Below are 19,489 nucleotides of genomic sequence, written 5' to 3' on the forward strand. Positions count from 1 at the left end.
TTAACTCAGTTTTACTCTTAATTGCTTTAATGAAAATCCTAGATTTATATCTGTACGTAATGTAACTAAAACCTTTGCAGTTATAAAATCAGATATTGAGTTTGTCAGTTTTATTTTTATCTTATCTGGTAAATTGTCACTGGCTAAAGCTGATTCTACACTGGCATTTTCGGTTAATATCGTTAATGCTGTTCTCTTACCTATCCCTTTGACACCAGGTATATCATTGGTATTATCGCCTGCTAAAGCCCAAAACTCTACTAATTTGTCAATTGGTAAATTAAATTTATCCTTGATATCAAGGGGTGTGATGAACTTTTTCGAAAAATAATCATATATTGAAATATGCTGATCCAGTAAAGGTAAAAAACCTTTATCTGTAGAGATAATAGTGCACGGAATGTTTTGACCTGATATTTTAGTAGCAAGCGTTGCTATAATATCGTCAGCTTCATCTTGCTCTGGTGAAAATGACATAATCCCTGCATCATTGAAACCTTGCTTAAAAGTACTAAGGCTGTTTTTAAGTGCTGTTGGCATTTCATTTCTATTTTGTTTATAGTTTTCATAGTAGGTATAACGCCAGCTTTTATCACCATCAAATACTGCAATAGCATGTGTGGCTTGTGATAGTTTTAATAGTTTATTTGTCGCATTCATAACCCTTTGATGAGCCGAGTTTATTATTTGTTCATCAGTTAAGTGCTTATGGCTACTATCTACTGCATAAATACGCCTAATTAAATTTAAAGCATCTATTAATAATACGTTTGTTGACATTGTTTTTTGTTTAGCCCTTTATTTATAAACCAAACGACTGCAAAGTATTTGCTTTTGACATCTAATACATTACTGTGATTGGTGTGTGGGCTTAATTCCAATTTAAATTAGATGGCTAACTTAATAGAATTATTATTACGCGCCCTTAATCATATTATTTTAACGATTTCTTCAATAATTATCAGTAAAAGCGGCGTAATTGAACAAATATTATTTTCAGACTTTAATTTTATAACAAGGTATATATGCTGAGCCGGGTAACTTCATTCTGCCTTGTTTAACAAAAGCTTTTAAAAGACTATCCATATCTTTCATCAAATCAGGATCTCCTTGTATTTCAAATGGGCCATTTCTTTTAATTTCTTGAATGCCCTCATCTTTAACATTCCCTGCAACTATACCTGAAAATGCACGTCTTAAATTAGCAGCAAGTTGTTGTGCTGGTTGCGATAAATGTAAGTTTAAGTTGGACATATTGTCATGAGTTGGGGCAAAAGGTAATTGAAATTCCGGTTCTATCTTTAGTGTCCAATTAAAATGATAGGCATCACCTTTTTCTTTACGGTACTCTCTTACTTTTACCATTTCTTGTTTTAAATAAGCAGCAACAGCATTAGGATCATCAATAATGACTTTAAATTTTGCAAGGGCACTATCACCGAGTGTTTTTTGCACAAAAAGAGAGATTTCATCAAAGTAGGCTTTACTTTCTTTAGGACCTGTTAATATAACAGGTAAACACTGCTGCTCGTTGGCAGGATGAAGTAATATACCTAATAGGTATAATAATTCTTCTGCTGTACCTGCACCTCCTGGGAAAATAATGATCCCGTGGCTGATCCTTACAAATGCTTCTAACCTTTTTTCTATATCAGGTAAAATAGTAAGTTCGTTTACGATTGGATTTGGTGGTTCTGCTGCGATAATGCTGGGTTCAGTTAGACCAACATAACGGTTATCACGGATCCTTTGTTTAGCATGACCGATAGTTGCACCTTTCATTGGACCTTTCATTGCACCTGGCCCACATCCAGTACATATATTTAATCCCCTTAATCCAAGTTGGTAGCCAACCTCTTTGGTATATCTGTATTCATTATCAGCAATAGAGTGTCCACCCCAACAGACAATCATATTGGGCTCTTTTTTGATGGGTAGGGCATTGGCATTACGCAGCATATCAAATACCACATGGGTAATATGGTTTGAGTCAGTCAGATTAATGCGGTTATTATCGTATTTACTTTGAATAAATAAAATATCTCGAATAACAGAAAATAAATGCTCGTGAATACCTCTAATAATTTGTCCATCCACGAAAGCGGTTTCAGGAGGGTTATGTAATTCAATTTTGATGCCGCGTTCTCGGCATAATAGGTTTATATCGAAATTTTTATAATTTTCGTATATTTCAGAACTTGAATCGGTATGGCTGCCAACATTTAATACAGCTAATGAGCAATTTCTAAATAGCGTATATAAATTGCTGGTTGAAGATTTTTTAAGAGAATCTACTTCCAATTGTGAAAGTAGATCTAATATACCTATAGGGTTTAATTGTATACTCATACGCATTCCTTAAATAACTATATAATTTAAATATAGTTTTTAATTTAATAAATGCGATTATTTTTTAAAAATTATACGATCTCTACCTGAATTTTTAGCTTCATACAGTGCTGCATCTGCACGATCAAAGACCTCGAGTATGCTGTCATTAACTTTAAATTGACTTGCACCCAGTGATATAGTGATCCGCAGGTTTTTACTTTTAAATTTAAAAGGAATCGCTTTAATCGTTTTCCTGATTTTTTCAAGTGGTGCTGCAATTTGTTTTAGATCTGAATTAGGCATAATAATCACAAATTCTTCACCGCCAAAGCGGGCAATAAAGTCTGTAACTCGCACTGACTTTTTAAGAGCATTGGCGAGGACTTGCAGTGTTTTATCTCCGGCACTATGACCAAATGTATCATTTACACTTTTGAAATGATCAATATCAATGACAACTAAACATAAATCATGATGACTTCTTTTAAAAGTATTGTATTCTAATTCAATTCTTTCATCATAAGCTGCGCGATTTGGTAATTTTGTTAAGCTATCTTGTAAGCTTTTAAATCGTTGTTCTGCTAATCTTTCTTTATAGTCACTAGTCTCATTTTCTAAAGAGTTTATTTTGTTTTGCATCTCTTTGAGTGTATTGGCTAATGACTCTCTCTCTGATAGCTCAAGGTCTTCTTTAAACTTAATATCGAGTGTTAATGCTTCGAGTTTTTGGCCAACAATCATTTTTAAAGAATCAATTGTTGACGCTTCTTCTGTTTCAGATGAAAGTTGAGAAATTTTTAACTCAATTTTTTTATTTAAATCAGCCATTTTATGACCAACTTCTTTTGAGCGTTGCACTGAATCTAGCAGTGTTTGATGCAACAGCGTGAGCGTCTCATTCACATTGAGTAAAAATTGCTGCGCCGTATCTCTTTCTTTAGAAATACTGGAAATGATAATGCGGATAATACTAATGCACGCGTCTAATAATACTTCAAGCTTAAAATCTTGACTGATCAGTGCTTTTATTTTTTCAAACTCAAGGGCATTTAGTCCTTCAAAAGCCAGTTCACTTGTTAAGTTTAATAGCTCTTGCGCTAAATTTGGCGCCAATTGAGGTTGTTCGGAATTTAAATTACCATGTTTATTACTAAGCACTTGATGGTAAATTTCGACAAGTTTTGATAGTAAAGGAATGAAGTCAGAAGTGGCTTTAATACCATCTAAATCATTAGACAGCAGGTTTCTTAGACTGCGGCGGAGGTCATCAGGTACCCCTTTAGTTTTTTGTAATTTTTTACCTGCATCATTGACACTTTGCTGGAGTTGTCTGATGTTAGAGTCTTGTTTGGTTACTTGTGCTTTTAAAATACTTGAAATTTCATCAATGAAAGGAGATAACACTTCAAAATCGACACCTTTATTTAATAATGCTCGAAATTTAGCTAGTTTATTATCAAGTTCTAAATCTTGGCCTTTACAAACAAGGGATAACTTTGCAACAAACTGCGTTAAGGTACCAAGCTGAGATTGCCTTGCTGTTTCAATAATATCTCTATTTTTGATTGCTTTATTTAGTTTGTTTTGTAAGGTTTCTAATTGATTTGACACTAACTTCCGTCTTCCTTTCCAGTGAAATTAACAATAATAACTTTTATAGTATACGTAAATAAGATAAAAGCTAAACCGCGTAGTAAGTATTTTAGCTAATCTTTATTATTTATGATATTCAGCGAGATTGGCATTTTTAAAATTTGGTCTCTTTCTCTTTGCGTTAATAGGATCCAATCTTGGATCTCAGTATCTGTTCGACCACAGCCTTCGCAAAAACCTTTCAAACGATAGCACTGTCCGATACACGCTGTTTTATATTGTGTCTTTTTAATTTTTGGCATTATTTTCTTTTAAATTAGCTCTGTTGAACTCAGTTACATCTTTATTGACTATGTTATCATTATAGACGAATTTTTTATAACATATTAAAGGGAAAAGTATGCTAAAAGTTATTGCTTGGGGATTTATATTTTTAAGCTTTTTTGTATCAGCTAAGGATTACAGTAAATTATATGAAAAACTTGATGAATCTGTTGTCATAATTTACTCAGATACTGAGCAAGTAAGAGCCCAGAATAATGAATTAGTCTCTTTTACTTCAAGTAGTTTAGGTACAGGCACGCTGATAAATTCAGAAGGTTTAATTTTAACAGCTGCGCATGTTGTAAACAGTGCTGATGAGCTAACTGTTGAAGTTCAAGGTAAAGGGCAGTTTAAAGCAAAAGTCTTATCGAGTTATCAAGCTGCAGATATTGCATTAATTAAATTAATTACGAATGAGTCAGACTTTCCAGCAATTAAAATAGCAAATTCAGAAAAGACTAAAATAGGTGAAGAAGTCTTCGTCATTGGCACGCCCTATGGATTAAGCCATACATTAACTGTTGGTCACTTAAGTGGTCGCCGTACACAAAAAGGTTTAGGTAAGGGCGAAATTGAGTTTTTACAGACTGATGCAGCCATTAACCAGGGTAACTCTGGTGGCCCACTATTTAATAGTAAAGGTGAGCTTATTGGTGTTGTAAGTTATATCGAAACGCAATCTGGTGGTAATGAAGGCTTAGGCTTTGCTGCTAGTAGTAATATGGTTAAAAGAATCTTAATTGAACAACCTACAATTTGGTTTGGTTTAGAGTTTACGGTACTACCAACTGGAGTAGCGAAGGCACTAAATGTGCCTCAAAAGTCTGGTTTGTTAATTGAGAAAGTTGCAAAACAAAGCTTTGCGGATAAAGTCGGTTTAAAAGGCGGTGTATTAGAAGCTGAAATTGAAGGCCAACAAATGATCTTAGGTGGCGATATTTTACTTGCAGTAGGTGATATTTACATAACAGGCGATGCAAGTAATTATTTAAGTATGGCTAACTATTTGAAAAATGTTGAAAAAGGTAAGAGAATATCATTTAAGATATTAAGAAATGGTCATATTATTGAATTATCTGCTGAAAAGCCAAATTTGAAAATAAAACTTATATAAAAATACTATTTAATTATGGCTCCAAAAAGGAACTATATTGTACAGATTTATCTTTTTCCTACTTCAAAAGATACCATCCAAACATCATTTAATTTAGCTAATGTTTTTCCCGAATGAATTGAAATACTAGGCGATTGTTCATTTAAGTAATAAGTAGTGCGTACTGAGTTTTTATTATTGTCAGTTTTTACCTTCCATTTGTCATTTTTTAAACAAGACTGTGTAAAACTTGTTGCTTGAGAATAAATAGCAATTGCCTGGTCTTTCTCTGAAAAATTTTGCTGACACATGTAATTAATTGCATTGTTATTTGATTTAGATATTTGGCAGTTTTCTCCAACTAAGTTATAACTTGCTTGCCAAACTTCCATATATTTGTTTTTGACACGACTTTTTTTCAATGGAGCAAATTCATTATTAAATGAAGTTAATAACCCTTGAATTTTATCACACGATGACATGTTACCGATTTGTGCTTGTTGTTCTGAAGATAAAGTATTAACGCAGCCGCTTAATGCGAAAGATGCAGCTATGAGTGCGATATAAGGTTTCATTTTTCTATCCTTGGTAGATAATTTAGCTTTTACAAGCATACCTTTTATATTGTTTAATAAAAAGAAAAGGCATCAAACTTGTGCCTTTTTTGATTTTAATCACAAGATAATACTATTTATGACGTTGCTCGAGCACTTTCACTACTTGACTAATATCAGTTTCACTTCGTTGAAGTAGTACTAATAAGTGATATAGTAAATCAGCCGATTCATTCTTTAATTCATCAATATCTTGTTTTACTGCCGCAAGGGCGACTTCTACACCTTCTTCACCAACTTTTTGGGCACTTCTGCTAATATCTTTTGCAAATAATGAGGCTGTATAGCTTTCCTTTGGATCGTCATTTTTACGTTGTGAAATAATTTGATTAAGCTGGGCGACAAAAGCAAGTTCGGGTTTTGCATTTCCAAAACAACTCTGGGTACCTAAATGACACGTTGGACCTTTTGGTTCAGCTAATATTAAAATAGAGTCAAAGTCACAATCTGTGTGCACTTCTTTCACTATAAGATAATTATCTGATGATTCACCTTTTGTCCATAATCTTTGCTTTGATCGACTGTAGAAAGTAACCATATTGCAGTCTAATGTTTTTTCCATCGCTTCATAGTTCATAAATCCTTGCATTAAAATGATGCCAGTATTTTTGTCTTGAACAATTGCTGGAATAAGTTCACTTTTTGAAAAATCTATTTCTTTTATATTATTTGTATTTATTAACATAATCTTGTCGCTATTTTATTTTGAGCTAAATATTGTTTAAGTTCAGGTATTTTTATTATGTCTTTATGAAACACGCTTGCAGCGAGCGCACCATCAACATTGGCTTGCTCAAAAACATTTTTAAAATCAGCCATTGAACCTGCACCACCTGAGGCTATGATAGGTAAAGAACAAATGTTGCGTACTTTATTCAATTGTTCAATATCATAACCATTTCGAACACCATCTTGATTCATGCAGTTAAGTACAATCTCACCAGCACCTAATTCTTGTACTTTTTTTACCCAGTCTAATGTTTTATATCGTGTTCTACTTGTGGCATTTGGATCGCCAGTGAGTTGATAAACGAGGTATTCGTTAGTTTTTTCATCATAAAAGCTATCTATACCTACAACAACACATTGCTTGCCAAATTCATCATGTAACTCTTTGATAAGTTCAGGCTTAGCAATTGCCGGGCTGTTAATACTTATTTTATCTGCACCTTGTTTTAAAACACGGGCAGCATCTGATACAGATTTAATACCACCGGCAACACAAAATGGAATATCTATATTTTTTGCTATGGTTTCAACCCAAGTTAAATCTAATAAGCGTTTTTCTACACTGGCACTGATCTCATAAAATACCAGTTCATCAGCGCCAGCATCACTATAAGCTTTGGCTAAATCTAATATTTCACCAACGACTTCATGGCCTTTAAATTTAACGCCTTTAACTACTTGACCATTTTTAACATCTAAGCAAGGAATTATGCGTTTGCTAAGCATCTATTGCCTCCTCAACGGTAAACGCGTTATCTAATAATGATTTGCCTAAAATAATACCCGATACACCAAGTTCATTTAGTTTTTTGATATCTTCAAGTGAGCTTACGCCGCCTGATGCTTGTACTTTTATCTGAGGAAACTCGTTTATCAGATCTTCATATAAGGCAAATGAAGGTCCAGTCATCGTGCCATCTTTACTGATGTCCGTACATAGAAAGTCTGTAATACCAACTGATAAGTAAAAAGCGACTAACTCAAAAAGATTGTATTTAGATGCCTCTAGCCAACCATGTGTTGCTGGTAACCAGCCAGAATCAGTTTTATTAACATCCAATGCAATCACAAAGTGAGCAGGACCAAATTTATTGATCCATTCGCTGACTTCTTGGCGTTTCTCTACAGCCATAGAGCCAATCACAACTTGGGATGCTCCTGAGTCTAGCCAAGTGGAGATATCCGATTCGCTTCGTATGCCGCCTCCGATTTGAAAAGGTACTTTGAGCTCTTTTAATGCGTTTTGAATATGTTGCCATTGTTTTTTACTCGGATCACGTGCACCTTCTAAATCAACTAAATGTAATTGTTTAGCCCCTGATTGAGCATATTCTTTTAGGCGCTGTGAAAGTTCAAACGGGTAAAACTGAGCTGTATCATATTTACCTTGGTATAAACGCACAATTTTGTTTTGTAATACATCTAATGCTGGAATAATCATAATTTTTTATAAACCTAAATTTGCCAATCTAAAAAGTTTTGTAACAGTTTTGAGCCAACTTTAGCTGAGCGCTCTGGGTGAAATTGCATCCCAGCGATATTATCTTGTGCCACTATGGCAGAAAATTCTTGACCATATTGGGTTGATGCTAACGTACAGTCATTTACTTGATGCGCAAAACTATGGACAAAGTAAACCTGATCATCACTAGACACTCCTTTTGTTAAAGCGTGAGGCTTAAGAATATTCAGATTGTTCCACCCCATATGTGGGCTTGTCAGTTGACCAACTTCTAACTGAGATACATTGCCCTTAATTTTACCTAGCGTGTTTATATTACCTTCTGATGAATGCTCACATAATAATTGCATTCCTAAGCAAATCCCCATTATGGGTCTTTCAAAGGTATTAATTGCTTCAAGCCACCCACCAGATATTAATCTGTCCATTGCCACCGAAGCGTGACCAACACCCGGTAAAATAATGCGTTCAGCGGACTTAACTTGCTTAACATCAGTAATGACATCAGGTGTTACACCTAAGCGTTCAAAGGCAAACCTGACTGAATTGATATTTGCACATCCCGTATCTATAATTGCTAACACTGACATCTCCTTACAAACATCCTTTAGAGCTGGCTAAACTTTGACTTTTATCTTGTGTTATTGCCATGCGTAGTGCTCTGGCAAATACCTTAAATAACCCTTCAACCTGGTGATGGCAATTACCATCACTGACGCTCAAAATTAAACTTAAATCGGCATTATCACTTAAGCTTTTAAAGAAATGCTCAACCATTTGTACATCTAAATCACCGGTTTTTTCTCTACTAAAATTAGCATTTAAAACAAATGAAGCGCGGCCTGATAAATCAATTTGTGCTTGCGCTAAACATTCATCCATAGGAAGGGCAAAACCATATCGTGCAATTTGAGATTTCGTGCCTAATGCTTTTTTAAGTGCTTGACCTAAAGCGATGCCGATATCTTCTACTAAGTGATGCTCATCTATATGTAAGTCACCTTTAGCTTTGATATCTAACATAAAGTTACCATGGGTTTTGATTTGATCTAACATATGATCAAAAAAACCTAAACCAGTACTTATATTACCTTTTGCAGACTCATCTAAATTTAACTTCACAGAGATTTGTGTTTCTTTGGTATCTCGGCTGATACTTGCTTCACGGTTTAAAGTCGTTAATTTAGTAACTATCTTTTGCCAATCGCCGTCATATAAAATCCCTTCACAGCATAAGTTTTTAGCTAGACCAATATCGGTTTCTCTATCACCAATCACATAAGATTTAGCTAAATCTACTTTGCCAGATTGCATTAAGCTGGTTAGTAATCCTGTTTTAGGTTTTCTGCAATCACAATTTTGTTCATCAAAATGTGGGCATATTAATACTGACTCAAAAGAAATGCCTTGAGTGGTAAAAATTTCCATCATTTTATCTTGCGCAAGATCAAAATCAGCAGTCGGAAAGCTATCAGAGCCTAAACCATCTTGGTTTGAAACCATTACTAAGGTATATCCTGCTTGTTGTAGCTGTAACAAAGCAGTAATAACACCTGGCTCTAATTTAACTTTAGCTAAGGTATCAACTTGCTTATCTTCAATTGGTTCATCAATTAAAGTACCGTCACGGTCTATGAATAAATATGGTTTTTGCATGATTATCTCTTACTGCTTAAATTGTTTTTATTTATGGTATCAAGCCAAATTTTTACTTGAGCTAATTCTGAGTTACTGCCTATGCTAATTCTTAACCAAGTATCACTATCAAATAGATTGAAAGGGCGCATGATCAATCCCATTTCACTCGCTACTTGAATATATGCTGCGCTTGTTAGTTTTAAAGTTACAAAATTACCTGACCCACTTAGAACTTGTTCCACTTGAGGTGAAGTATCAAGCCAATCTGTCAGTTCACATTTGAGTTTATTTAAAATATTGACCTGTCGTCGCATGCTAGTAATAGCGTCATTCTCTAGGGCATTTTTTGCAATAGTTGCGGCAACGGTTGACACAGGATAGGGCGCTATGACCTTTTTCATCGCTGCTAAAATGGTTGTTGAAGCTAAAGTGAAGCCACATCTTAGCCCTGCTAATGCAAATGCTTTAGATAAGGTACGTAAAACAACGATATTTGTTATTTCATTGATTAGCATTGTACTTGAATAATCACTACAAAATTCTATGTAAGCTTCATCAACAACTAAAATAGTATTACTTGGTAGTGCATCCGATAATGCCTGTATTCTTTTGGTATCTACTAAAGCACCTGTCGGATTATTTGGGTTACAAATAAATACTAATTTTGAATCACCAATTTTTTCGACTAATTGCGCTATTGAATCTGACTGTAAATCCAATTGTGATAGCGCATTCAAACTAATATTGTGACTTTGTGCACTGACTTTATACATGCCATAAGTAGGTAAAAATAATGCGATACTGTCTTTACCTGGTTCACAGAAAGTACGAATTAATAACTCAATGCCTTCATCTGCACCACGGGTCATTAAAACTTGGTTTGTATTTACTTGAGCATAATTTGCATAACGAGAAATCACATTTTCAGGCTGAGGTTCTGGATAGCGATTTAAATCATCAGCACTAATCGTGATATTTTTTGCATAGGGGTTTTCATTGGCATTTAACCAAGTTGACCCTGTCAGCTTTTCACTTTTTGCCGAGCTGTATGCAGTTAAATGTGCTATATATTCAGGTAATAACCCAGATTTTTGATTTGGTTTTACATCAGACATTAGCCTTCTCCTTGTTCTAGTCTAATGCTCACCGCTTTTGCGTGTGCATCTAACCCTTCAGCTTGTGCTATAGGTAATATCGCTTTAGATAAATCAGTTAAACCTTGCTTAGTAAGTGTTTGCACTGTGTATGTACGGTAAAAGTCTAATAAATTTAAACTAGAGCAAACTTTCGAATAACCATAAGTGGGTAATACGTGATTAGTACCTGATGCATAGTCACCTGCAGATTCTGGGCTATAGTCACCTACAAACACTGAACCTACATTTTTAACGAGCGGCAAATACGGCTCACAAGAACCTAATTGCAATATCAAGTGCTCCGGACCATAGTTTGCAGAGACTTCAAAAGCCTGCTCAATTGAATTAACTAAAATAAAAGCCGAGTTTTCAAGTGCAGCCAGTGCTGTTTCAGCTCTGGAAAGTATTTTGATTTGCTGGCTTAATGCAACTTTAGTTTGTTCAATTATTTGTTCACAATTTGATACTAAAATAACCTGAGAGTCAGCACCGTGTTCTGCTTGAGATAACAAATCAGCAGCAATAAAGTCAGGATTAGCTCTTTGATCTGCAATAACCAATACTTCAGAAGGGCCTGCAGGCATATCAATCGCTAATCCTGGTACTTGTTGTGATACCAGTTGTTTTGCCATCGTGACAAATGCATTTCCTGGTCCAAAAATCTTATTTACTTTAGGAATACTTCGGGTACCAAATGCCATAGCTGCAATTGCACCGGCACCACCTGATTTTAAAATGGTTTTAATACCACATAATTTAGCTGCATATAAAATTGCAGGATTTAATTTATCTTCATTTTTTACCGGTGTTGCCAATACGACTGTTTTTGCACCACTTAATTGGGCCAGTACACCTTGCATTAATACAGATGAAGGTAATGGTGCACTGCCACCGGGTACATAAATACCAACAGATTCGATTGCTTGATACTTAAGCTCACATAAAACACCTGGGATAGTCTCTAACATGACATCTTTAGGTTGCTGTATTGTGTGAAAAGCTAAAATATTTTTATATGCGCTTTCAATAGCTTGTTTTAACTCGATTGATATCAAAGATTCTGACTGTTCAATATCATCAGCAGATACTAATAAATCAAGCTCTGATACATTATCAAACTTTTGTGCCAATTTAATAAGTGCTTCATCGCCTTGTTGCTTTACTTGATCTAAAATCGCTTGTGTCGTCGATTTAATATCAGTGCTTATGGCAATAGCAGGGCGCTGTAAAATTGATTCCTGCGAAGTACTTGTTTCCTCATTCCACTTAAACACGTGCTTACTCCATCATCTTTTCAATAGGCATCACTAATATAGAGCTAGCACCTAATGCTTTTAAAGATTCCATGGTTTCCCAGAATAGTGTTTCTTGACTCACCATGTGCAAGGCAACAAGCTCATCAGAACCCGCAAGGGATAGCATGGTTGGCTGACCTGTACCTGGTAATAAATCACATATTTCTTTTAGACGAGTCTTTGGTGCGTGCAACATAATATATTTGCTTTCTTTAGCTTGTTTAACGGCTTTTAATCGAGGTAATAACTTTTCAATTAAGGCTGTTTTTTTAGGGCAATCTAATGCTGGGTTTTGGATTAAACAGGCATATGACTCCATAATCGTTTCACCTTGTCTTAATCCGTTTGCTTCTAGCGTTGCACCAGTAGATACAAGATCACAAATTGCATCAGCAAGACCAGCACGAGGAGCAACTTCAACTGAGCCAGATAAATTTACTAAACTGGCGTTGATGTTTTCTCTTTTTAGATATTGGCTTAAAATTGCGGGGTAAGTTGTGGCAATTTTTTTATTTTGGAACCAGTTAGTATCAACTTCTCCGAGCTCTTGTGGCCAAGCAAGTGCTAAGCGGCAATAGCCAAAATCAAGTTGAGCTAGTTTCTTTGTTTGAAATGGTAAAGACTGCTGTTCACGCTCAGCTTGCATTTCAACTAATTCATTTTCACCTACGATGCCTAAGTCACATACGCCATCCATTACTAAACCTGGGATATCGTTGTGGCGAACACGTAAAATATCAATAGGCATATTAGTTGAGTGCGCAATTAACTTTTGCTCTCTGAGATTTAGTTTAATACCGAGTTGTTTAAATAAGTTTTGGCAGTCAGTTGAAAGTCTGCCTGATTTTTGAATTGCAATGCGTAAACGTGTTGTATCTGTCATTCTCATTTCCCGTTAATTTTTAGTCTTTGTTAAGCTATTTGTAAAAAATTTTGGGGCTTAAAACTAAAAACCCCGAGGAGACCTCGGGGCGAAAATGAATGTTTGATTTTTATTCGCCACGGGTTCCTTTTAGGAATACCCTTCCAGCGAAAACCTGAAAGGCTATTCGTTCATATGATGATGGTGAATAATGTTCAGGTTTATTAAAAGCATAATTTTTCCAATTTAATTTAGGTTAAGGATAATATTGAATAAATACTTCCTTTTTAAAGTGTTTATATAGAAACATGGAATGTAATTGTATACAAGTGTTTTTTTATGACATTTAAAGAATATGTTATTCCAGCCGATAATAAGGTTATATAAAATGTAATTATTGAGGCGTATATGGATAATTTACTGCCGTTTTTACCTAGGATTGCACATATTGAACCGTTAAATAAACGTTTAATTTATGTTGCAGGTATTAAAGACGCAAAAATAAAGTTTCTTAATGATCAAAATAAAGCCGTGAATGCTTATGATTCGGATCTTGTGGAAGATAAACAAGAAGTGGAAGAGTCGAATAAGGGGGAAACGGGTAATAAACTTGATACTTGGGTATAAGTAAATTTACCATAAAAGAGCTGCAACGTGATTTAATTATCTAAATTAATCATTTTTATCTGATATTGAACAGAAAAAATGTAAAATATGACTTCAAATCAATTTGGATAATTTCATGTTAAAAAAACTTAGTAAGGTATCATCATTTTTTGCTAAAGATGGTCCTTTATCATCCAAAGTTGATGGTTATAAGCCCCGAGATGCACAAATAGAAATGGCCTGTGCTATCGAAAGTACACTCAAAGATAAATCTCAGCTAGTAATTGAAGCAGGGACGGGTATAGGTAAAACATTTGCTTATCTAGTACCTGCGTTAATGCATGAAAATCCACAATCAATTACAAAAATCATTATATCTACTGGTACTAAAGCCTTACAAGAACAGCTCTATCATAGAGACTTGCCTAATGTATTATCTGCATTAAAAGTTGGTAAAAAAACAGCTTTATTAAAAGGTAGGGCGAATTATTTATGCCCAATGAGGCTAAATCAGCATATTTCTCATGTGCCAACAGATGATCTTGATGTACTACATCAACTTGCCATGGTTGCAAAATTTGCGAGTGATACACAATCAGGTGATATGGCAGATTGTATTGGCATAGAAGAAGGGGCAAAAGTGCTGCCTTATGTCACTTCAACATCTGATAACTGTCTAGGGCAAACATGTCCTGATTATGAAGATTGTTATATTAAAAAAGCACGTATGAAAGCGATGGAAGCCGATGTAATTGTTGTTAATCATCATTTGTTTTTTGCTGATATGTCGGTTAAAGACAGTGGGTTTGCAGAGTTAATGCCGCAAGCAGATGGTTATATTTTTGATGAAGCACATCAGTTATCAGAAATTGCCAGTAATTACTTTGGTCAAAGTGTCAGTACTCGTGCTTTGTTAGCACTTATAAAAGATTTACGTTTAATATACCGTTCTGAATTATTTGATATGATCCAATTAGGTAAAGCGATTGATAAGTTAGAGTCAAGTTTAAAAGACTTTAGGCTTGAATTTCCGATTGGTTCTGGCAGAGGTGATTGGTGCCAGATATTAAAACATTCAGGCGTTAAATTTGCCGCAGAACGCATTATTAATGATATTACTTTCTTATATCAAGTGATCAAACTTGCGCTTGAAAGAAGCACAAAAATAGAACATTGTTTTGAGCGCTGCATTGCATTTAAAGCGTTATTGGAGCTGATGTTTGATACCAGTGATAAAGGCCTGAGTTATTGGTTTGAAACAACCCGAATGCATGTCAGTATTAATATTACTCCGCTTGATGTTGCTGAAAAGTTCAATGCTTTAATGAATAAATTAGATTCGTCATGGATTTTTACATCAGCGACTTTATCTGTAGATGAGTCATTATCACACTTTAACGCCTCTTTAGGTTTACAACCCAAGCAAAGTTTAATTGTACAAAGCCCTTTTGATTATCAAAAACAAGCACTGCTTTGTTTACCGAGATATTTACCTGAAGTGAACTCGCAGGATATGGCACATGCTTTAGTAAAGGTTTCAAAACAATTAATTGAAGCTGCAAAAGGGCGTTGTTTTATTTTGTTTACTAGCTATAGAATGATGGAATTAGTGGCACAAGGTATTGCATCTACAGTGCCATATCCTATTTTAGTTCAAGGCCAAACGTCAAAACGCATTTTGCTTGAAAAATTTGTACATCATGGCAATTCTGTTTTGCTAGGTACAGCTTCTTTTTGGGAAGGGGTTGATGTTAGAGGTAGTACGCTAAGTTGTGTTATTATTGATAAGCTGCCGTTTATCGCGCCAGATGATCCTTTGTTACAAGCCAAAATGAAAGCATGTAAACTGGTAGGGCAAGACCCTTTTGCAAAAATTCAGATACCTCAAGCTGTGATCACATTAAAGCAAGGTGTGGGCAGGTTAATTAGAGACCATACTGATAAAGGCGTATTAGTTATTTGTGATAATAGATTGGTAACTAAGCATTATGGAGAGACTTTTCTTGCTAGTTTACCTAAAATGACACGTACAAGAGATTTAAATAAAGCAGCTGAGTTTTTAGCTCAGATCCCAAATTAGAATGTTATTTATACAGAATTAAGATTAAAGTGAGAATAAATTAATGAGTTTAAAAATACTCGCTCTAGATGCGGCAACTGAATCACTTTCAGCTGCAATATCAGCAGATAGTAATAATGTGAGCGTGAGCCATTTTGAAGTATGCCCGCAAGAACACAGTCAAAAAATATTACCATTGGTTGAGTCTTTACTAACAGAAGATAATATAAAACTAAAAGATCTGGATGTCATTGCTTTTGGCCGTGGACCAGGTAGTTTTACGGGTGTTAGGATCAGTGTTGCCATTACACAAGGCTTAGCATTTTCAGCAAATATCCCTGTTATTGGCATTTCAACATTACAAACTATGGCGCAACAAGCAATTGATGAAATGGGTGCTAAAAATGTATATGCAGCAATAGATGCTCGTATGTCTGAGGTTTATTTTGCACATTACCGTACAGACGAAGATGGCATAGCGACACTAATAGATAAAGAAATTGTTATTAAGCCCGAGCTATTAACATTAGATAGTGAAGAGGCTGTTGCGGTAGGCACTGGCTTTGAAACTTATTCAAGTTTACATCAAGCTGATAATATAAAATTTTTAACTGATATCATTTTACCTAATGCGAAGTATATGTTGAAAATTGCAACCCAGTTACATGGTAAAGGTGAATGTGTCAGTGCATCACAAGCACAACCTATGTATGTGCGTGATACGGTAACTTGGCAAAAATTGCCAGGGAAAGAGTAGTTTTTCCAACTTATTACAGTTTGGATTTATACTAAAATCATTAAAAATTAGGTTTAAATGTCTATCATAAATGGGTTCAGTACTGGGTTGGATGGTTTAGTATCCGCTAAGCCACTAAGCGTAAAACTAGAGAGTAACGCGGCTAAAAATCAAACTGAGCAAACATTGTTTGCTCAGCATATTGCCGATACAAAAAATTCGAATGAAACAAATACAAGTTATATTAATAGTAAGGAAGCGATAAAAGTATTTGAAACGCGTTTGAAAAATGAAAAGTCTAGCACCATTTATGATCAGCCTGATCATAAAACAAGCAATGCAATTGCCGCATATAATGCATTAGCCCATCAAGAACGTAGAAATGAAATACAAAGTTTAATAGGCATTGATACTTATGCTTAAAGTTTCAACATCCATGTTGAAACCTCTAAAGCGAAATTTAGGTCTTTTTAACATCCACAACTAACTTGAGTTTTTGACCTGGCTGCAAGTATTTATTTTTACTAATTTTATTCCATTTAATGATTTCAGAAATTGAAACATTAAATTTATTGGCTATTCTTGCAAGCGAATCACCGCTTCTTACTTTGTACGTAATTGTTCTATTAACCGTTTTTAATCCACTTTTAGGCGTTTTATTTTTATATACTAATAGCTTTTGCCCTGGTTTTATCATGGCGCTGGTTTTTAATTTATTCCATTTGCTTAGCTGTTGAATTGTAACGCCTTGCGAATGACTGATGTCCCAGAGTGTATCTCCTTTACGTACAATATAAGTGCTTTTTTCTTGAGTTTTCTTAGCTGAGTCTTTAGAGGCGAGTTTCATCTGCCTAGATAAATTTTTATTATCAATTTGACCATTACTTAGAGGCACAAACAAATGTTGCCCTAGTCTGATCATATTTGAATCTAACTTATTTAAAGTTTTTATCGAATCAGTACTGGTACTAAATTTATTAGCGATTACAGATAAACTATCACCTTTTTGAACTTGATATCTTTGCCATCTGATGCGATCTTTTAAGCTTGTTTTAGCTAAATTTTTGGTGAATCCTTCAATTTTGTCTATTGGTAGTAATAAGCTATGAGGTCCATCAGGATCTGTTGCCCAACGATTAAATGCTGGGTTTAAGCGATATAGCTCTGTGATGTTAATGTCAGCCATTTGTGCTGCAAGTGCTAAATCAATTTGTGAACTAATATCAACACTGTCAATGACTTGTGCGTTGACAATTTTTTTCCAAGTAACATTAAATTCTTTTTGATTTTTAAGTAGATCTGCCAAAGCTAATAGTTTTGGCACATAGGCGGTTGTTTCTGCCGGTAAATCTAAAGACCAAAAATCGGTTGGTAAATGCTTTTTACGATTTTTCTTTATTGCTCTCGATACGCGTCCTTCACCTGAGTTATAAGCAGCAATTGCATTTAACCAATCACCTTCTAATGTTTTATGAAGATATGATAAATAATCTAATGCTGCGCGTGTAGATTGCACTATGTCTCTACGGCCGTCATACCACCAGTTTTGTTTTAAATCAAAACGCTCGCCTGTCACTGGCATAAATTGCCAGATACCGGAAGCACTTCTATGAGAGTAGCCAAAAGGATCAAATGCACTTTCTACAATAGGTAGTAAGGCAAGTTCTATAGGCATTTGCCTTTTTTCTACTTCTTCAACTATGTAATATAGATAAGGTGCACCGCGTGTGGAGATACTATCTAAATATTTTTGATGTTTCGCGTAATAATTTCTTTCTGTAACAACTGCACGGTTTTGAGGCACAGGTATTGATAGCTGATAATTAATTCGCTCCCACACGTCATCAAATATCGGAGTAGGCTCAAGTTCAACTTCTGCAGAATTGTCGCCCTGAAGCGCTAATAGCGTTAAAGCATCTACAACATCATTAGGTTGTGCTGTTGCATGTTTGGCAGGCTGTTGTACTTGGATTAACTGACTGTTATCAGTATCTGTGATTTGACAGCCCGCTAGTATAAGCGCTGCAAAACCAATAATATGTGGTTTATTCATTTTATAGTTTTATTAAATTTTATGAAGGATGCAAAATTACACAGATAGTACCTTTTCTATATGTGTGGCTCAAGTATTCATATGGGGACGCAGGGGTTGTGTGTTAGTTTGCTCAGTTAATCAAGTTTTCAAATTAGAAATTATCTTTATATGACCGAATGTTAGCTAAATTTGATTCAAGTTTATTAGCCGATATTTTATATTCATCTGGGATCGAGAAACAATTTTTGTCGTCTAAACTTTTTAAATATGGATTAATTTTCAATTCTTGTTCAATAGTAGAAGGCAGAGTGACAATTTTATTTTCTCTTTTTATCTCAATAAGGTTTTTGTAATCTTTAAGTACTAAGTTTTGGGGGTCTACTTCTTGCGCAAATGCGACATTAGCTAACGTATACTCATGAGTACAGTAGACTTTAGTGTTTTTATTTAACTGTGCAATCTTAGTTAGTGAATCAAACATTTGCTTGGGCGTGCCTTCAAACAGTCTGCCACATCCAGCGCTAAAGAGGGTATCACCACAAAATAATGTATCTTCATTATAATAACAGATATGATCTAAGGTATGCCCTGGTGTTGATAGTATATTAAATGACTCACCTAAAATATTAATCAAATCATCTTGTTTTAATGTGATATCTGAATCTGTAAAAACACTATTTTGTGGGCCGTATATTATAATGTCAGGATAAAGTTGTTTTAATTTTTTTACGCCATCAGTGTGGTCCCAATGATGATGGGTAATTAATATGCCTTTAAGTACAAGATTGTTATCACTGATGTAGTTGAGTACGGGTTCTGATTGACCAGGATCTACAACATACACTGACTTAGAGTCATCTTTAGTAATTGCCCAGATATAATTATCTGAAAATGCATGAATTGGGTATATATTCAACATATAGTATCGATTTGTTATTTAACCTGCTTTAATTATTACAATATATCAGATAAGTTA

The 19,489-nt window shown here is 34.8% G+C and carries 20 protein-coding genes; 5 read left to right on the forward strand and 15 right to left on the reverse strand.

Annotated elements, in window-relative coordinates:
* The 4 genes from xni to PSA_RS22300 all read right to left on the reverse strand — a co-directional run bounded on the left by xni (position 1) and on the right by PSA_RS22300 (position 4,226).
* The gene (xni, locus tag PSA_RS22285; protein WP_042148458.1) at positions 1 to 780 is read right to left on the reverse strand and encodes a flap endonuclease Xni; all 780 of its coding nucleotides are present in this window, start codon (positions 778 to 780) and stop codon (positions 1 to 3) included.
* Between the two features lie 216 nt (positions 781 to 996).
* Complete coding sequence (gene ppnN / locus PSA_RS22290) at positions 997 to 2,349, reverse strand: nucleotide 5'-monophosphate nucleosidase PpnN (RefSeq protein WP_042148455.1); 1,353 nt, start codon at positions 2,347 to 2,349, stop codon at positions 997 to 999.
* 57 nt (positions 2,350 to 2,406) lie between these two features.
* Positions 2,407 to 3,942 carry a GGDEF domain-containing protein gene (locus PSA_RS22295; RefSeq protein WP_042148453.1) on the reverse strand — a complete coding sequence of 512 codons (1,536 nt, stop codon included), beginning with the start codon at positions 3,940 to 3,942 and terminating at the stop codon, positions 2,407 to 2,409.
* Positions 3,943 to 4,037: 95 nt separating this feature from the next.
* Positions 4,038 to 4,226, reverse strand: coding sequence for a DUF1289 domain-containing protein (locus PSA_RS22300; protein ID WP_042148450.1), 189 nt, complete (start codon positions 4,224 to 4,226; stop codon positions 4,038 to 4,040).
* A gap of 98 nt (positions 4,227 to 4,324) precedes the next feature.
* Between PSA_RS22300 and PSA_RS22305 the strand changes: the two genes are divergently transcribed.
* Positions 4,325 to 5,362, forward strand: a complete 1,038-nt coding sequence (locus PSA_RS22305; protein WP_042148447.1) for a S1C family serine protease — start codon at positions 4,325 to 4,327, stop codon at positions 5,360 to 5,362.
* Positions 5,363 to 5,409: 47 nt separating this feature from the next.
* Here PSA_RS22305 and PSA_RS22310 read toward each other — a convergent pair whose 3' ends face one another.
* The 9 genes from PSA_RS22310 to hisG all read right to left on the reverse strand — a co-directional run bounded on the left by PSA_RS22310 (position 5,410) and on the right by hisG (position 13,098).
* Positions 5,410 to 5,916 (reverse strand): hypothetical protein, encoded by a 507-nt coding sequence (locus PSA_RS22310; RefSeq protein WP_042148445.1) that lies wholly within the window; start codon positions 5,914 to 5,916, stop codon positions 5,410 to 5,412.
* Positions 5,917 to 6,028: 112 nt separating this feature from the next.
* Complete coding sequence (gene hisIE, locus PSA_RS22315; protein WP_042148443.1) at positions 6,029 to 6,640, reverse strand: bifunctional phosphoribosyl-AMP cyclohydrolase/phosphoribosyl-ATP diphosphatase HisIE; 612 nt, start codon at positions 6,638 to 6,640, stop codon at positions 6,029 to 6,031.
* Positions 6,634 to 7,410 carry an imidazole glycerol phosphate synthase subunit HisF gene (gene hisF, locus PSA_RS22320; RefSeq protein ID WP_042148440.1) on the reverse strand — a complete coding sequence of 259 codons (777 nt, stop codon included), beginning with the start codon at positions 7,408 to 7,410 and terminating at the stop codon, positions 6,634 to 6,636. Before hisF ends, hisIE begins: the two co-directional genes overlap by 7 nt.
* Positions 7,403 to 8,125: a 1-(5-phosphoribosyl)-5-[(5-phosphoribosylamino)methylideneamino]imidazole-4-carboxamide isomerase gene (gene hisA / locus PSA_RS22325; RefSeq protein ID WP_042148437.1), complete on the reverse strand. Its 723-nt coding sequence runs from the start codon at positions 8,123 to 8,125 to the stop codon at positions 7,403 to 7,405. Before hisA ends, hisF begins: the two co-directional genes overlap by 8 nt.
* Before the next feature lie 14 nt (positions 8,126 to 8,139).
* Positions 8,140 to 8,730, reverse strand: coding sequence for an imidazole glycerol phosphate synthase subunit HisH (hisH, locus tag PSA_RS22330; protein ID WP_042148434.1), 591 nt, complete (start codon positions 8,728 to 8,730; stop codon positions 8,140 to 8,142).
* A 10-nt stretch (positions 8,731 to 8,740) separates the two neighbouring features.
* Entirely contained in the window at positions 8,741 to 9,802 is a 1,062-nt protein-coding gene (gene hisB / locus PSA_RS22335; protein WP_042148431.1) for a bifunctional histidinol-phosphatase/imidazoleglycerol-phosphate dehydratase HisB, read from the reverse strand.
* A gap of 2 nt (positions 9,803 to 9,804) precedes the next feature.
* Positions 9,805 to 10,899, reverse strand: coding sequence for a histidinol-phosphate transaminase (gene hisC, locus PSA_RS22340; protein WP_042148428.1), 1,095 nt, complete (start codon positions 10,897 to 10,899; stop codon positions 9,805 to 9,807).
* Positions 10,899 to 12,194, reverse strand: a complete 1,296-nt coding sequence (gene hisD / locus PSA_RS22345) for a histidinol dehydrogenase (protein WP_042148426.1) — start codon at positions 12,192 to 12,194, stop codon at positions 10,899 to 10,901. Before hisD ends, hisC begins: the two co-directional genes overlap by 1 nt.
* 4 nt (positions 12,195 to 12,198) lie before the next feature.
* Entirely contained in the window at positions 12,199 to 13,098 is a 900-nt protein-coding gene (hisG, locus tag PSA_RS22350; protein WP_042148422.1) for an ATP phosphoribosyltransferase, read from the reverse strand.
* Positions 13,099 to 13,485: 387 nt separating this feature from the next.
* Between hisG and PSA_RS22355 the strand changes: the two genes are divergently transcribed.
* The 4 genes from PSA_RS22355 to PSA_RS22370 all read left to right on the forward strand — a co-directional run bounded on the left by PSA_RS22355 (position 13,486) and on the right by PSA_RS22370 (position 16,901).
* A complete protein-coding gene (locus PSA_RS22355) occupies positions 13,486 to 13,704 on the forward strand; it encodes a hypothetical protein (protein WP_042148420.1) in 219 nt (72 codons plus the stop codon).
* Positions 13,705 to 13,819: 115 nt separating this feature from the next.
* Entirely contained in the window at positions 13,820 to 15,763 is a 1,944-nt protein-coding gene (locus PSA_RS22360; RefSeq protein WP_042148417.1) for an ATP-dependent DNA helicase, read from the forward strand.
* A gap of 43 nt (positions 15,764 to 15,806) precedes the next feature.
* Positions 15,807 to 16,499: a tRNA (adenosine(37)-N6)-threonylcarbamoyltransferase complex dimerization subunit type 1 TsaB gene (gene tsaB / locus PSA_RS22365; protein ID WP_042148414.1), complete on the forward strand. Its 693-nt coding sequence runs from the start codon at positions 15,807 to 15,809 to the stop codon at positions 16,497 to 16,499.
* A gap of 57 nt (positions 16,500 to 16,556) precedes the next feature.
* Entirely contained in the window at positions 16,557 to 16,901 is a 345-nt protein-coding gene (locus PSA_RS22370) for a hypothetical protein (protein ID WP_052380106.1), read from the forward strand.
* Positions 16,902 to 16,938: 37 nt separating this feature from the next.
* Here PSA_RS22370 and PSA_RS22375 read toward each other — a convergent pair whose 3' ends face one another.
* Together PSA_RS22375 and gloB are read right to left on the reverse strand one after the other, a co-directional pair.
* Positions 16,939 to 18,531, reverse strand: a complete 1,593-nt coding sequence (locus PSA_RS22375; RefSeq protein ID WP_042148410.1) for a LysM peptidoglycan-binding domain-containing protein — start codon at positions 18,529 to 18,531, stop codon at positions 16,939 to 16,941.
* A 133-nt stretch (positions 18,532 to 18,664) separates the two neighbouring features.
* Entirely contained in the window at positions 18,665 to 19,432 is a 768-nt protein-coding gene (gloB, locus tag PSA_RS22380) for a hydroxyacylglutathione hydrolase (protein WP_042148406.1), read from the reverse strand.
* Positions 19,433 to 19,489 lie beyond the last annotated feature (57 nt).

Origin of the sequence: Pseudoalteromonas sp. '520P1 No. 423' (genome assembly GCF_001269985.1) — a bacterium.
Taxonomy (GTDB): domain Bacteria; phylum Pseudomonadota; class Gammaproteobacteria; order Enterobacterales; family Alteromonadaceae; genus Pseudoalteromonas.